Here is a 14,038-nt window from a genome sequence, read left to right on the forward strand (position 1 = left end):
TCGTGCCCCTCCGCAATCCAGCGTGATGATTATCTGCTGCCGGAACCTGCCAGCGTGGCCTCTTCCCGGCGCCTCATGCGCATGATCGACCGCTGCAAGGCCGCCTTGGCCCGGGCATAGTCAATCCGCTCCCGGCGTTTCGCCTCAAGACGTTCCACGGCCCGCTGCCTGGCCTTTCTGGCCCGATCCAAAACGATCTCCTCGGGCAGTTCGGCAACCTCCGCCAGGATGATGACCGTATCCCCCCGAGACCTCTGCAAAACCGCCCGCGACAAACAGGTACCGAAGCCGACCGTCCTTTTGGTACAGCATATTCCCGATGCCCCGCGCCGATAAAAACGGCACGTGTCCGGGGAGGATGCCGAAACCTCCCAAAAGACCCGGCGCGTCCACATAGTCCACGCTTTGCTTCCGAACCAAACGCTCCGGGTTCACCACTTCCAGCAGCAATTTCCTGGCCATGGAGCCTCCTCCATCCAGGGGATCGCCCCTCGTTACTGCGAACGGCGAGAACGTCCCGAACTCTTGTTCAATAGCAGCCTTTATATCATCTTTTTTTTATGTACGAAAGTGTTCATAACCCGCATTCCTGCTAAAAATCATACGGTAATGATCCAACATGCCAACGGCGCCGTCAATGTGGACACAAGTACCAATAGCCACAATCTTCCATGACAAACATTGTAGTCGGCCATGATTTCAGACCAAGACTTTTTCATGAGCACCATCCCCATGGTGCATTCAAAAACAAACGTGGCCACGGTCCAGCTTACTCCAACTTTGAGAGCTGTCCATACAGAGGTTTCTCCCCAAAAATGCATCATGATCCAGGTATAAATATAAATACATAGACACATGACCAGCGTCATGAGGCGTCTCGCACGGGCTTCTCCCAGCCGTGGAGTGACGAACCGGCCACGGACCAGCCCGAGAACCACGGCCGTCATGAAACAGAGCAACCAGACAATGCCAGCGGAAATACCGACCACAACCACTCCCGGGGATTAAAAAAAGCGGGCCGCCGAAGCGGCCCGCCGGTATTGCGTGCTCTCACTTTTCCCGCCGAGGCGGGCGCCCCAAAAGGCCCGGCTATGCTGCGTCGCGCACCTTCATGCGCAGGATGGAACGCTGCAATGCGGCCTGGGCCCTGGCGAAGTCGATGTTTTCCTGGGCCTTTTCCAGGCGCGCCTTGGCCCGTTCCTGGGCCTTTCTGGCGCGCTCCACGTCGATGTCCTCCGGCTTCTCGGCGACTTCGGCCAAAACCGTGACCTTGTTGCCCGATACTTCGGCAAATCCGCCCGAGACGAAGACGTAGTGGTTTTTCCCGCTCATCTTGTACATCAGGCTGCCGATGCCCAGAGCCGACAGAAACGGGATGTGGTTGGGCAGGATGCCGAACTCGCCCAGAAGGCCCGGCGCGCCCACGTAATCCACGCTGTTGCTCAGGACAAGTTTATCCGGAGTGACGATTTCCAGGAGCAATTGTGCCATGGAAGTTATCCTTTCTTGGCGTTTTCAATGACCTCGTTAATGTCGCCGACCATGTAAAAAACGCCCTCGGGAATGTCGTCGTGCTTGCCTTCGATGATTTCCTTGAAGCCCTTGATGGTATCTTCAAGCTTCACATAGCGGCCTTCCTTGCCGGTGAACTGCGAGGCGACGAAGAAGGGCTGGGACAGGAAGCGCTGAATCTTCCGGGCCCGGGACACGGTGAGCTTGTCTTCGTCCGAGAGTTCGTCCATGCCCAGGATGGCGATGATGTCCTGAAGATCCTTGTACTTCTGCAGGATCTGCTGAACTTCGCGGGCCGTGACGTAGTGGTCGCCGCCCAGGACCAAGGGGTCCAGGATGCGCGAGGTGGAGTCAAGCGGATCCACCGCAGGGTAGATGCCAAGCTCGGCGATCTGACGCGAAAGGACCAGGGTGCCGTCCAAGTGCGAGAACGTGGTGGCCGGCGCGGGGTCGGTCAAGTCATCGGCGGGCACGTACACGGCCTGCACCGAGGTGATCGAACCCTTGTTGGTCGAGGTGATGCGTTCCTGCAGGGCGCCAAGGTCGGTGCCCAGGGTCGGCTGGTAGCCGACCGCCGAAGGCATGCGGCCAAGCAGCGCCGAGACTTCGGAACCGGCCTGGGTGAACCGGAAGATGTTGTCGATAAACAGCAGCACGTCCTGGCCTTCCACATCGCGGAAGTACTCCGCGCAGGTCAGGGCCGAAAGCGCCACGCGGGCACGGGCTCCTGGAGGCTCATTCATCTGGCCGTAAACAAGTGCGGCCTTGCTCAGGATGTCGGCGTCTTTGAACTCGTGATACAGATCGTTGCCTTCACGGGTCCGCTCGCCGACGCCCGCGAAGACCGACAGGCCGCCGTGGTGCTTGGCGATGTTGTTGATGAGCTCCATCAGAACGACGGTCTTGCCCACGCCGGCGCCGCCGAAAAGGCCCATCTTGCCGCCCTTGGGGAAGGGGATCAAGAGGTCGATGACCTTGATGCCGGTCTCCAAAAGCTCGATGGTCGTGCTCTGGTCCACGAAGGCCGGGGCCGAACGGTGAATCGGCATGGTCATGTCGGTGTTGACCGGACCCATCTCGTCCACGGGACGGCCGACCACGTTCAGGATGCGGCCAAGGGAGGCCTTGCCCACGGGCATGCGGATGGGACCGCCGGTATCCGTGGCGTCCATGCCGCGCACCAGACCGTCGGTGGAGTCCATGGCGATGCACCGGACCACGTTGTCGCCCAGGTGCTGCGCCACCTCGACCACCAGGTCGGGAGCATAGACGTTGTTGGTGTTTTTGATGTCGAGGGCGTTTAAGATACTCGGCAGTTTGCCCTCGGGGAACTCGACGTCGATGACGGCGCCGATGACCTGCACGATTTTTCCGATATTCGCGCTCATTTACACTAGCCCCCTATCCTTTGAGTGCTTCGGAACCGCCGACGATATCCATCAGTTCCTTGGTGATGGCCGCCTGCCGGGCCTTGTTGTAGACCAGGGTGAGCGAACTCACCAAGTCGTCGCAGTTTCTGGTGGCGTTATCCATGGACCTCATGCGTGCGGCATGTTCGCTGGCAGAGGTGTCGAGCAGTCCACGATAGAGCTGGACGTTGATGAACCGGGGCAGAAGCTCCGCGAGGAGCCCTTCCACCGACGGTTCGTAGATGTACTCCAAACCGCCCCCGGTTTCCTTCGGCGCGTCGGCCTGTTCCTCGGGGGACAGGGGAAGCACCGTGAGCTGGGTCGGTTCCTGGCGGGCCAGGCTTATGAACCTGCCAAAGCACATGATCACTTCGTCGTAGGTTCCGCCCACATAGCCGCCGATGACCTCGGCGCCGATCCGGGTGGCCAGGGTGAAGTCGAACGTGTTCATCTCGTTGACGTAGGCCTGGACAGTCTCAAACTCGGAACGCCGGAAGGTGTCGCGACTTTTGCGTCCCACGCACACGACCTTGACGGTCTTGCCCTCGGCGGCCTTTTTGCGGGCCATCTTCTGGGCCATGGTGGTGATGTTGTTGTTAAACGCCCCGCACAGTCCCCGGTCGGAGGTGATGACGACCAGAAGGACCGTCTTAATCTCCGCGTGCGGCTCCAAAAGCGGATGCACCGAAGGATCGGCGCCCTTGGCCAGATCGCCGAGCATCTCGTAGAACTTGTCGGCGTAAGGCCGGAAGCGCTCGATGCGCGCCTGGGCGTTGCGCAGTTTCGCCGAGGCCACCATGTTCATGGCCTTGGTGATCTGCTTGGTCTTTTTGACCGCGTTTATCTTAACCTTGACGTCTTTCAGCGCAGGCATGGCTTCCCCCTTCCGGCACTAGGCCTTGAAGCCCTTCTTGAACTCCTCGATGGCCGCGCCGAGGCTGGCGATAAGCCCCTCGTCAAGCGCCTTCTTCTCCTTGATGGCCGCCACCACGTCGCTTTTGGCGTTGCGCATGAATTCCAGGAGACCCTCCTCGAATTTGCGAACGGCATCGACGGGCACATCGTCCATGAACCCCCGGGTTCCGGCGAACAGGGAAATCACCTGCTCCTCGACGGCCATGGGGCGGTACTGAGGCTGCTTGAGCAACTCGACCATGCGCGCGCCACGGTTGAGCTTGATCTGGGTGGCCTTGTCCAGGTCCGAGCCGAACTGGGCGAAGGCCGCCAGTTCGCGGTACTGGGCCAGATCCAGGCGCAGGGTGCCCGCGACCTGTTTCATGGCCTTGACCTGGGCCGCGCCGCCGACGCGGGAGACCGACAGGCCGACGTTGATGGCCGGACGGATACCGGCGTTGAACAGGTTGGGCTCCAGGTACACCTGACCGTCGGTGATGGAGATGACGTTGGTCGGGATGTACGCGGACACATCGCCGGCCTGGGTTTCAATGATCGGCAGGGCGGTCAGCGATCCGGCGCCCAGCTTGTCGTTGAGCTTGGAGGCGCGCTCCAGAAGGCGCGAGTGCAAGTAGAAAACGTCGCCGGGGAAGGCCTCACGACCGGGGGGGCGGCGCAGAAGCAGGGACATCTGGCGATACGAGACAGCCTGCTTGGACAGATCGTCGTAGATGATCAGGGCATGACGGCCGTCGTCGCGGTGATACTCGGCCATGGTGCAGCCGGAGTAGGGCGCGATGAACTGCAGCGAGGCGGGCTCGGAGGCAGTGGCCGAAATGATGGTGGTGTATTCCATGGCCCCGTAGCGACGCAGGGTCTCCGCCACCAGGGCGACGGTGGATTTCTTCTGACCCACGGCCACGTAGAAGCAGTACACGCCCTGTCCCTTCTGGGCCAGGATGGCGTCCAGGCACACGGCGGTCTTGCCGGTCTGACGGTCGCCGATGATCAGCTCGCGCTGTCCCCGGCCGATGGGGGTCATGGCGTCGATGGCCTTGAGCCCGGTGTACATGGGCTCATGCACGGACTTTCTGGCGATGATGCCCGGGGCCTTGATTTCGACGTTACGGGTTTCGTTGCTTTCGATGGGTCCCAGTCCGTCGATGGGGTTGCCCAGGGGGTCGATGACCCGGCCGGCGACGGCCTGTCCGACGGGCACGGAGAAGATTTTCCCGGTGCGCTTGACCTGGTCGCCTTCCTTGATGTGCGTGTCTTCACCCAGAAGGGCCACACCCACGTTGTCCTCTTCCAGGTTGAGCACCAGACCCATGACGCCGCCGGGGAACTCCAGAAGCTCCATGGCCATGGCGTTCTGCACGCCGTAGACGCGGGCAATCTGGTCGCCGACGGACAGCACGGTCCCGGTCTCGCTCATCTCCACGCGAGACTCGTAATTCTGGATCTGCTTCTCGATAATCTGGCTGATCTCTTCCGCTTTGATTTGCATGGCCCTAATCACCCCTCTTGATTTGTTCTTTCAATATCTGCAGTTGGGCGCGAAGGCTCGCGTCCAGAACCTTGTCGCCGACTTTGAGCATGACGCCGCCAAGGATTTCCGGATCGACAGCGAAGTCCAAAACCAGCTTCTTGCCGGTCTGGGCCTCCAGTTTGGATTTGATTTGATCCCGGCGAGCTTCGGCAAGGTTCAGGGCGGTGACCAACCGGCCGCGCACCACACCCTGGGCTTCGTCCAGGAGGGTCCGAAAATAGACCGCGATCTCGGGCAGGAAGGCCAGACGCTCCTTCTCCGCCAGAAGCCCCAGAAAATTCTTGACCATGGGACTTACGGCGAGCTTGGCCAACACCCCGTCCAGCACCGCCTTCTTTTCAGCGGCGACGAAGATGGGATTGGCGAAGACCCGCATAAGCTCAGGCACATTCTCCAGGACCGCAGCCAACTCTTCCAGATCCTTGCCGTAGGCGGAGACGGCATCGCCGCCCTGCCCAAGCCCGAGGGAAAAAAGGGCTTTGGCATATCTGCGAGCGATAATGTTCCCGGTCAATTGAACACCACCTTTGTTAAATATTCATCCACCAGCTTGTCCTGATCCTTCTCCGAAAGCTTCCCGGCGAGCATCCCCCGGGCGGCATCCACAACCATGTCGGCCATCTCGGCGCGCAGACGCTCCACGGCCAGTTTGGTTTCCTGCTCGGCGGTCACGGCGGCCTGGGCCTTGATCGCGACGGCCTTCTCTTCGGCGGCCGCGACGATGGAGTCGCGCAACGCCTCGCCCTGCCTGCGGTACTCGTCCACAATCTGCCGCTTTTCGGCCTCAAGATTGGCGATCGAGGCCTCAATGGTCTTTAAGCGTTTCTCGGCTTCGACTTTGCGGGTTTCAAGATCGGAGAGCTGGTTTTCAATCTGCACGCGGCGGCCACGGAAAAAATCGCCCATCTTTTTCCCGGCCAGTTTCCAGATGACCCCAACTACCAAAACGAAGTTGATGACGCGGAACCCGAAATCCTTCCAGTTGAGCCCATGCGCCTCGCCACCCTCGGCCGACGCCCACGCGACGGCGGCCATGGCCAGAACCAGCAGCGCCCCCACGGCGGTCACTTTGATGAAACCTTTCAATGCACCCCTCCCTTTCTCTTAGGAAATACCCGGCAACCGAACCGGTCCCTACGCCACGCCGCCTAAAATCCTGCCAACGGCCTTTTTCGCCATGGCGTCCACGCCAGCTTCCAGGACGCCCTTGGCGGCCTTGGTCTGCGAGGCGATCTCGGTACGGGCCTTGCCGAGCGACTCGGCGACATCCGTCCCGACTTTGGCCAGAATATCTTTTTCCTGGTCGAGCCCCTGCTGCTTCAACGCCAGGCGATCCTGCGTGGCGGCCTTGCGGGCGTCATCCAGGGCCTTTTCGTAATCGGCCAGCTTTTTGTCCGACGACGAGGCGAATTTCTCGATGCTTTCCATCTGGGTTCCCATGAAATCAGCACGCTGTTTCATGATTTTCCGGATGGGCGCCACCAGAAGCACGTTGAAGAGGATCAGGATGAGGACAAAATTGATGAGCTGGACGAGAAAGGTGTAGTCAAGATCAATCATCGACGCCCTCCGGGAGGTTGTGAAATTTTTTGCAAAGTCAGAGAGCGCCTGTAGCCGATTTCACACGGCCTGTAAAGCATTTTTTCCCAAATAGCGACTCCTGACGGGCCTGCCAGGCGTTCGCCACGGGCCGAAAACCCCGGTCATCCGGGCTGTTCGGCGGCGGCGGATGAAATGGCCGGGTGCGACTCGGCAAAGTCGCCCATGACCACCTGGCCCTCGATTTTGGCCCCGTCCTCAACCACCAGCGTCGGCGTCCGCAAAACGCCTCGAAAGACACCGCCCTTGTGCAACACCACCTTGCCTGCCGCAGCCACCTCGGCCTCCACCAGGCCGCCGCAAAAAAGCCGGGCCACCTGGATGCGTCCCGACACCTGGGCGGCCTTGCCCACCATGAGCGTGCCGTCGGAAACGATATCCCCGTCGAACTCGCCGTCGATGCGCACAATGCCATGGAATGTCAGGCGGCCTTGGTAGGACGTCCCGGCCCCGAGAAAGGCGTTGATCTCGTTTTTACCCATAAACACCCTTCTGCCGTCACGTTCCCGCACCGGCGCTCGCGTCACGATTTCTTGAAGACAAACCGACGCATGGAGACGTTGACGACGATTCCCACCAGACAAAAATTGACGATGGTGGCGCTGCCCCCGTAGCTGATAAACGGCAGGGGGATTCCCACCACCGGCATGATTCCCAAAACCATACCCATGTTGATGAGGATTTGCCAGAAAAAATAGAAAAAGACCCCGGCCGCCAGGAAACTGCCGAAGCGATCCTTGGAGGTTCTGGCCGTGGCGTAAATCTGCAAAAGGAAAAAACAAAACAGCACCAAAAGGGCGATGCAGCCCACAAAACCCCATTCCTCGGCAAACACCGCCAAGGCAAAATCTGTATGTTTTTCAGGCAAATAGCGCAATTGACTCTGGGTGCCTTCCAAAAATCCCTTGCCCCACATCTGCCCCGACCCGATGGCGATGCGCGACTGGATGATATGGTAGCCCGTCCCCAGCGGATCCTTCTCCGGATCGAGAAGCGTCAGGATGCGCTGCTTCTGGTAGGGTTTAAGCACGAACCAGCCGCAGGGCAGAAGCACCGGCACAGCCACCAGCAGGCTCTTGAACACAGGTCCGGAGATGCCCCGGTACAAAATGAGCCCGCACAAAAGCAGCAGGATGTTCAGGCCCGTCCCCAGATCCGGCTCCACGATCACCAACAGGGCCGGCACAAGCCCCAGCCCGACCACGACGAACAACTCGAACCAGCCGAGCTTCTCGGACCTTTTGGCCAAAAGCTTGGCCCCGAGGATGAGCACCGCGAACTTGGCCAGTTCGCTCGGCTGGAAATTGAAACTGCCGATTTCGATCCACCTCCTGGCCCCGGACACGGTCCTGCCCGTCAAAAGCACCAGGATCAAAAGCAGGATGGTCACGAAAAAAAGCGGCCAGGCCACGTTGCCCAGGTGCTTGTAGTCCACCAGGACCACCAGCAGCATGGCGAACAGGCCGCAGCCGCCCCAGATGATCTGCTTGTTGAAATACGACTGGAGGGACACCTCCTCGCCCATGCGGAAGCCGCTGGCCGAATAGAGGTTGAGGACGCCCACGGCGAAAATCGCCAGAGCCAGGATCAGGAGGGGCCAGTTGACGCTGACGATGAGTCTGCGGTCGATGGGGGACATGGGGGTACGCGCTGACGCCGGGCTTAGTCCCCGGCCTCCAGTTGATGGATGACGGGATCCGCCTGCACGGCGGTTTTGCCCGGGGGCGGGCCGAAGAGATAGTCGTAGATGACCTTGGCCATGGGACCGGCCACCTCGCCGCCGTGGCCGCCGTGTTCCACGAGCACGATCACCACATAGCGCTTGCCGTCTTTTTCACCGAAGGAGGCCAGCCAGGCATGATCCCGGTATTTATAGGGCATGTCCGCAGCCTTGCGGCGCTGGTCGGCGTTGATGAGCTTGACCACCTGGGCCGTTCCGGTCTTGCCGCCCACCCGGGCGTCGGGACGCAAAAGCCGTCTGGCCGTGCCGCCCTGGACCGTATCCACCATGGTCTCCACCAGAAAATCCCGGTGCTCGCCAGCCAGGGGCAAGACCCCCTGGACCTCGGGAGGCTCGTCGCGCAACAGGGAGGGCTTGAGGAGCTTGCCGCCGTTTAGCAGCGCCCCGACGTACCGGGCCACCTGAAGCGGCGACACCAGCACGTATCCCTGGCCGATGGAGGCGTTCAAGGTCTCGCCCCGGGTCCAGGCCTCGCCGAACCGTTTTTTCTTCCACTCCCGCGACGGGATGAGTCCGGCCTTTTCATGGGGCAGATCCACCCCGGTGGGCAGGCCGAAGCCGCTGGCCTTGGCGTAGGCGTTGATGCGGTCCATGCCCATGCGTTCCCCGAGCTTGTAGAAATAGACGTCGCAGGAATGCACCAAGGCCCGGCGCAGATCCACATAGCCGTGGCCGCCCTTTTTCCAGCAGTGAAACTTGCGGTTGCCAAGCTGATAGGAGCCCGTGCACACCACGCCGTCGTTATACGTGATGAAGCCCTCGGAAAGCCCGGCCGCCGCCACCAGAAGCTTGAACACCGACCCCGGCGGGTACAGGCCCTGGGTGGTGCGGTTCTGGATGGGATGCATGGGGTTGTCGCGAAGTTCGGCCCATTTGTCCTGGGGTACGCCCAGAACGAACAGGTTGTTGTCGTAGGCGGGCTGGCTGACCAGGGCCCGCAATTTTCCCGAATCCGGCTCGAGCACCACGATGGCCCCGGCCTGTCCGTCCAGGAGTCCGGTGGCCAGGCGTTGCAGATCCAGATCGATGGACAGGGCGATGTTGTTGCCCGCCGCAGGTTCCACGATCACCTGTTCGTTGTGCTGGCGGCCCAGGGCGTCCACCTCGACCTGCTTTTTGCCCTTGGCCCCGCGCAGCCAGTTCTCCATGGTCAGTTCCAGACCCTGCTTGCCCACGGAATCGCCCAAGGACAAGGCCTGGTTTTTTTCCAGCTCCTCTTCGTTGGCCTCGGCCACATATCCCAGGATATGGGCCATCAGCGAGCCCTCGGGATAGTGGCGTTTCTGGCGGACCACGATCTCAAGCCCCGGCCAGAAGATGTCGTTGGCCTCAATGTGGGCCAGGGCCTCGTAGGACAGGTCGGTGACCAGAATCAGCGGCTCGAAGGGTTTGACCCGCTTTTTGCCGCGCTTGTAGGTCTCCATGAGGGCGGCGGGGTCGGCCCCGGTCCATTGGGCCACCTTGGCCAGGGTGGCCTCCACGTTCTCGCAGTCCTCGCGCACCAGTCCCAGGGCGAACGAGGGTTCGCTCACGGCCACGGGGCGGCCCGTGCTGTCCCACACCCGACCCCGGGCCGAATCGATGAGCACCTGGCGCATCTGGTTGTCCAGGGCTTTTTGGGCGAACTGCTCACCTTTGTGGACCTGGAGGTACCAAAACCGCAGGGTGAACAGGCAAAACAGCCCGAAGACCATGACCTGCAAAAGGATCAGGCCGGAGCGTGGGGCGTGCTGGGTGTCAGACTCAAACCGCATGGGGATTTTCCGGCAGATGGTTGTAGATCAGGTAGACAAGGCCCCATTCCACAGGAAAAATCAAGGCCTGGAGGAGTCCTTCCACCAGGATCCTGTCGGCCGGCAGGGTCCAGTCCTGGAGCACGGCCATGACGTGGGACAGGATGAGGTGCAAGATTCCAAGGCAGATGCCCAGGATGAACATGAACAAAAAATTCTTGGCCTCAAACAGCCAGTGCCCGAAATAGTACAACCCGACCAGGGCTCCGTACCACAAAAGCCCGGTGCCGAAGGCCAGGCTGCCCGTGCCCTCCTGGATGAAAAGCCAGGCCAGCCCGAGCCAGGCCGAGACCGTCCATTTTTCTTCCTGCAGGCACAGGATAAGCCCTGGGGCCAGGAAGTCCACCCCGGGGATCATGCCTTGCAGCCAGACGCCCGCCAGGGTGAACATGGACCAGAACGCGATGGCGAAGGCGTTCACGGGCCGCTCCGGGGCGGCTTTTTCCGTTCTGTCCCCGGCGCGGGGGCCGGACGCGGCGGCGCCAGACCCGGGGCCCGCCCCGAGGGGTCCGGCGGCGCCACTTTGACCGACAGGCTGTGGGAGACGGGGTCCGCCACCGGCTCTTTCTGCTCGGCCACGCCTCCGGGCCCGGGTTCCGCCTGGACGCGGCCCTCTTGCGGGTTCTTGGCCAAAAGGGCCACCTCCTCCAGGCGTCTGGCGTCGAACAGCGGCTCGGCATAGACCGTCTGGAAAAGCGACGGCCCCTTGCGACCCACCTCGGTCACCCGGGCCACGGGCAGCCCCTTGGGGAAAATTTCCTCCAGGCCGGAGGTCACCAGAAGCTCCCCCTCCTCCAGCGGCGCGCCCAGGGCCACGTATTGCACCACCATCTCGCGGTTGGCCCCTTCGCCTTTGATGATGCCCTGGGTGCGGTTTTTCTGGGAGGTGACGGGGATGCGGCTGTTGGGGTCGGTGACCAGAAGCACCGTGGCCGCCGTCGGGCTTAGGCGCAAAAGCCGCCCAATGACGCCGTCCGGGCCGGTGACCGGGGTGTTGACCTCCAGGCCGTCCAAGGCCCCCTTGTCCAGGAGCACGGTTTCCAGGGCGGCGTTGGGTCCCAGGCGGTGGGAGATGACCCTGGCCCCCTGCCGGGACCAGCCCACGGGGGGACGGATGGTCAGGATGCGGGCCAAGCGCTCGGCCTCGGCCGCCTTCTCCCGCAAAAGGCCGAGCTCCTGCGTGGCCTCGGCGAGCGAGGCGCGCAGGCTGTCGTTCTCTTCTCGAACCCCCACGAAATAGACGTAGCGGTCCCAGAAAGAAGAGACCCGCGAGGCGGCCCATTTTCCCGGCGCCAAGACCCACTTGGCGAATTCCAGGCCCGTATAGCTCGCCAGGGCATCCACGTATCCGGTGCGGATGTTCCAGGTGAACAGGCCGAGATAGAGAAAAAGGACGACAAGCAGGCCGAAAATGATCCGCTGCGGCGTGGGCTTAATCTATCGTGACCTCCTTGAGCACGTCGAGATTGTCCAAGGCCTTCCCGGATCCGAGAACGACCGTGGACAAGGGGTCATCCACTACGGTGATGGGCAGTGACGTTTCCTCGCGAAGGAGCTGGTCCAGCCCGCGAAGGAGCGCGCCGCCGCCGGTGAGCACGATGCCCCTGTCCACAATGTCCGCCGCCAGTTCCGGAGGCGTCTGCTCCAGGGCGATACGCACGGCCTGGACGATGCTCTCCACCTGCTCGGAGATGGACTTTTGCACCTCTTCGGCCGTGATCACGATGTTTTGCGGGATGCCCGTGACCAGATCCCGGCCCTTGACCTCCATCTCCCCGGTGCTGGTGGAGTGGTGGGCCGAGCCGATCTGGATCTTGATCTGTTCCGCCGTGGATTCGCCGATGAGCATGTTGTACTTGCGCTTGACGTACTGCATGATGGCTTCGTCCATCTTGTCGCCGCCGACCCGGGCCGATTTGGAATAGACCACGCCGGACAGGGAGATCACGGCCACCTCGGTGGTGCCGCCGCCGATGTCCACCACCATGTTGGAGGTGGGCTCGGTGATGGGCAGGTTGGCCCCGATGGCCGCGGCCATGGGCTCCTCGATGAGGTAGACCTCGCGCGCGCCTGCGGACTGGGCCGACTCCTTGACCGCTCGCTTCTCCACCTGGGTGATGCCCGTGGGCACGCAGATGATGATGCGCGGGCGCACCAGCCGCCTGGAATTGTGGACCTTGGTGATGAAATGCCGAAGCATGGCCTCGGTGACCTCGAAGTCGGCGATCACGCCGTCCTTCATGGGACGGATGGCCACGATGTTGCCGGGGGTGCGGCCGAGCATCTTTTTGGCCTCGATCCCCACGGCCAAGACCTTGTTCACGCCCCGGTGGTCCTTTTTGACCGCCACCACCGACGGTTCGGACAAGACGATGCCCTTGCCCTTGACGAACACGCAGGTGTTGGCCGTCCCCAGGTCGATGGCCAAGTCGTTCGAAAAAAGGCCGAGCAGCCGATCCAAAATTCTGGACATATATCCTCTCTTCCCCCACATTTCGCGGCAGTGGAATCGTGAAACGCCCGTTGTTCGTTTATTCCGCAGGCGTTGTCAACATGTGGGCGGACCCGGTTATGCGCTACCAAACCCTGGCGACCTCGTGCCTGCGCCGCCTGGGCAGGCGGGCGCGCAAAATCCCCCTCGACGCGGGGTTCACCTGTCCCAATCGGGACGGAACCCTGGCGCACGGGGGATGCGTGTTCTGCAATCAGTCCGGGTCGGGCACCGGACTCCTCCATAAAGGATTCGGTCTGCGGGCGCAATGGGACCGCCTGACCGCCAGATTCTCCGGCCGCCCCGGCGCGCCCCTTTTGTGGGCCTATCTCCAGTCCTTTTCCAATACCCATGGCCCGGCCCAAAAACTCGCCGCCGCCCTGGACGCCATCGCCCGCCTGCCCGGCCTTTCCGGCCTGTGCCTGGGAACCCGACCCGACAGCCTGGACCCGGAAAAGCTCGACCTCATCGCCGCCTTCCCGCATGCCGAACGCCGCCTGGAGATCGGCCTGCAATCGGCGAACGACGCCACGCTTGCCCGCATCGGCCGGGGCCACGACGCGGCCTGCTTCGCCTGGGCCGCCCAGGCCGCCGCATCCCGGGGGCTCATCCTCTGCGCCCACGTCATGGCCGGGTTGCCTGGCGAGTCCCCGGACGATTTTTTGGCCACCATCGATTTCGTGGCCTCCCTCCCGGTCCAGGCCGTAAAACTCCACAACACCCTGGTGGTCCGGGGCAGCCGCCTGGAGGCCCTGTGGCGCTCGGGCGGCTACCAGCCCATGAACCGTCCGGACTACGTGGCCCTGGCCGCCGCCGCCATCGCCCGCCTGCGCGCGGACATGGTCGTGGAGCGCATTAACGCCGACCCGGCCCCGGGCGAACTGCTGGCCCCGGCCTGGGCGGCCGACAAATCCGGCGTCATCCGCGACATCCGCCAGAGCCTCGAAGATCGCGATACCTGGCAGGGCAGGGACCGCGACGCGCCGGGGGCGATGCTCTCGGCGCACAGCGGGTTCACGAAATTCCTGAATCCGGTAAAGGTCATGCCGT

General features: G+C 62.2%; 15 protein-coding genes and 1 pseudogene. 1 reads left to right on the plus strand and 15 read right to left on the minus strand.

Translation table 11 applies throughout. The features are described 5' to 3' along the window. Positions 1 to 29: 29 nt before the first annotated feature. The 15 genes and pseudogenes from V3572_RS00655 to V3572_RS00725 form a co-directional block, all read right to left on the minus strand. A pseudogene (locus V3572_RS00655) lies at positions 30 to 462 on the minus strand (F0F1 ATP synthase subunit epsilon). A gap of 137 nt (positions 463 to 599) precedes the next feature. Next, positions 600 to 989, minus strand: a complete 390-nt coding sequence (locus V3572_RS00660) for a hypothetical protein (protein WP_332109037.1) — start codon at positions 987 to 989, stop codon at positions 600 to 602. 100 nt (positions 990 to 1,089) lie between these two features. Continuing rightward, complete coding sequence (locus V3572_RS00665) at positions 1,090 to 1,491, minus strand: F0F1 ATP synthase subunit epsilon (protein WP_332109038.1); 402 nt, start codon at positions 1,489 to 1,491, stop codon at positions 1,090 to 1,092. 5 nt (positions 1,492 to 1,496) lie between these two features. Then, the gene (gene atpD / locus V3572_RS00670; RefSeq protein WP_332109039.1) at positions 1,497 to 2,900 is read right to left on the minus strand and encodes a F0F1 ATP synthase subunit beta; all 1,404 of its coding nucleotides are present in this window, start codon (positions 2,898 to 2,900) and stop codon (positions 1,497 to 1,499) included. Positions 2,901 to 2,913: 13 nt separating this feature from the next. Next, a complete protein-coding gene (locus tag V3572_RS00675) occupies positions 2,914 to 3,795 on the minus strand; it encodes a F0F1 ATP synthase subunit gamma (protein WP_332109040.1) in 882 nt (293 codons plus the stop codon). Between the two features lie 18 nt (positions 3,796 to 3,813). Beyond that, the gene (gene atpA, locus V3572_RS00680; protein WP_332109041.1) at positions 3,814 to 5,322 is read right to left on the minus strand and encodes a F0F1 ATP synthase subunit alpha; all 1,509 of its coding nucleotides are present in this window, start codon (positions 5,320 to 5,322) and stop codon (positions 3,814 to 3,816) included. A 4-nt stretch (positions 5,323 to 5,326) separates the two neighbouring features. After that, positions 5,327 to 5,878, minus strand: coding sequence for a F0F1 ATP synthase subunit delta (locus tag V3572_RS00685; protein WP_332109042.1), 552 nt, complete (start codon positions 5,876 to 5,878; stop codon positions 5,327 to 5,329). Then, complete coding sequence (locus V3572_RS00690; RefSeq protein ID WP_332109043.1) at positions 5,875 to 6,450, minus strand: ATP synthase F0 subunit B; 576 nt, start codon at positions 6,448 to 6,450, stop codon at positions 5,875 to 5,877. Before V3572_RS00690 ends, V3572_RS00685 begins: the two co-directional genes overlap by 4 nt. 48 nt (positions 6,451 to 6,498) lie before the next feature. Beyond that, the gene (locus V3572_RS00695) at positions 6,499 to 6,924 is read right to left on the minus strand and encodes an ATP synthase F0 subunit B (RefSeq protein WP_332109044.1); all 426 of its coding nucleotides are present in this window, start codon (positions 6,922 to 6,924) and stop codon (positions 6,499 to 6,501) included. A gap of 143 nt (positions 6,925 to 7,067) precedes the next feature. After that, positions 7,068 to 7,445: a bactofilin family protein gene (locus V3572_RS00700; protein ID WP_332109045.1), complete on the minus strand. Its 378-nt coding sequence runs from the start codon at positions 7,443 to 7,445 to the stop codon at positions 7,068 to 7,070. A gap of 41 nt (positions 7,446 to 7,486) precedes the next feature. Then, entirely contained in the window at positions 7,487 to 8,602 is a 1,116-nt protein-coding gene (rodA, locus tag V3572_RS00705; protein WP_332109046.1) for a rod shape-determining protein RodA, read from the minus strand. 23 nt (positions 8,603 to 8,625) lie between these two features. Beyond that, positions 8,626 to 10,458 (minus strand): penicillin-binding protein 2, encoded by a 1,833-nt coding sequence (mrdA, locus tag V3572_RS00710; protein ID WP_332109047.1) that lies wholly within the window; start codon positions 10,456 to 10,458, stop codon positions 8,626 to 8,628. Next, positions 10,448 to 10,918: a hypothetical protein gene (locus V3572_RS00715; RefSeq protein WP_332109048.1), complete on the minus strand. Its 471-nt coding sequence runs from the start codon at positions 10,916 to 10,918 to the stop codon at positions 10,448 to 10,450. Before V3572_RS00715 ends, mrdA begins: the two co-directional genes overlap by 11 nt. Beyond that, a complete protein-coding gene (mreC, locus tag V3572_RS00720; protein WP_332109049.1) occupies positions 10,915 to 11,841 on the minus strand; it encodes a rod shape-determining protein MreC in 927 nt (308 codons plus the stop codon). The genes V3572_RS00715 and mreC overlap by 4 nt, the downstream gene beginning before the upstream one ends. 88 nt (positions 11,842 to 11,929) lie before the next feature. Beyond that, positions 11,930 to 12,970, minus strand: a complete 1,041-nt coding sequence (locus tag V3572_RS00725; protein ID WP_332109050.1) for a rod shape-determining protein — start codon at positions 12,968 to 12,970, stop codon at positions 11,930 to 11,932. A 98-nt stretch (positions 12,971 to 13,068) separates the two neighbouring features. On the opposite strand from V3572_RS00725, the gene V3572_RS00730 reads away from it, so the two are divergent. Beyond that, positions 13,069 to 14,038 (plus strand): TIGR01212 family radical SAM protein (locus V3572_RS00730; protein WP_332109051.1); only part of this gene is annotated, 970 nt, incomplete at its 3' end.

The organism is Desulfolutivibrio sp., assembly GCF_036584575.1.
Classification (GTDB): domain Bacteria; phylum Desulfobacterota; class Desulfovibrionia; order Desulfovibrionales; family Desulfovibrionaceae; genus Desulfolutivibrio.

What these genes read in the sequence shown, in the direction of transcription:
- atpA (WP_332109041.1), bottom strand. Translation starts at nt 5,322, where the DNA reads ATGCAAATCAAAGCGGAAGAGATCAGCCAGATTATCGAGAAGCAGATC.
- V3572_RS00700 (WP_332109045.1), bottom strand. Translation starts at nt 7,445, where the DNA reads ATGGGTAAAAACGAGATCAACGCCTTTCTCGGGGCCGGGACGTCCTAC.
- V3572_RS00725 (WP_332109050.1), bottom strand. Translation starts at nt 12,970, where the DNA reads ATGTCCAGAATTTTGGATCGGCTGCTCGGCCTTTTTTCGAACGACTTG.
- V3572_RS00665 (WP_332109038.1), bottom strand. Translation starts at nt 1,491, where the DNA reads ATGGCACAATTGCTCCTGGAAATCGTCACTCCGGATAAACTTGTCCTG.
- atpD (WP_332109039.1), bottom strand. Translation starts at nt 2,900, where the DNA reads ATGAGCGCGAATATCGGAAAAATCGTGCAGGTCATCGGCGCCGTCATC.
- V3572_RS00675 (WP_332109040.1), bottom strand. Translation starts at nt 3,795, where the DNA reads ATGCCTGCGCTGAAAGACGTCAAGGTTAAGATAAACGCGGTCAAAAAG.
- mrdA (WP_332109047.1), bottom strand. Translation starts at nt 10,458, where the DNA reads ATGCGGTTTGAGTCTGACACCCAGCACGCCCCACGCTCCGGCCTGATC.
- V3572_RS00695 (WP_332109044.1), bottom strand. Translation starts at nt 6,924, where the DNA reads ATGATTGATCTTGACTACACCTTTCTCGTCCAGCTCATCAATTTTGTC.
- rodA (WP_332109046.1), bottom strand. Translation starts at nt 8,602, where the DNA reads ATGTCCCCCATCGACCGCAGACTCATCGTCAGCGTCAACTGGCCCCTC.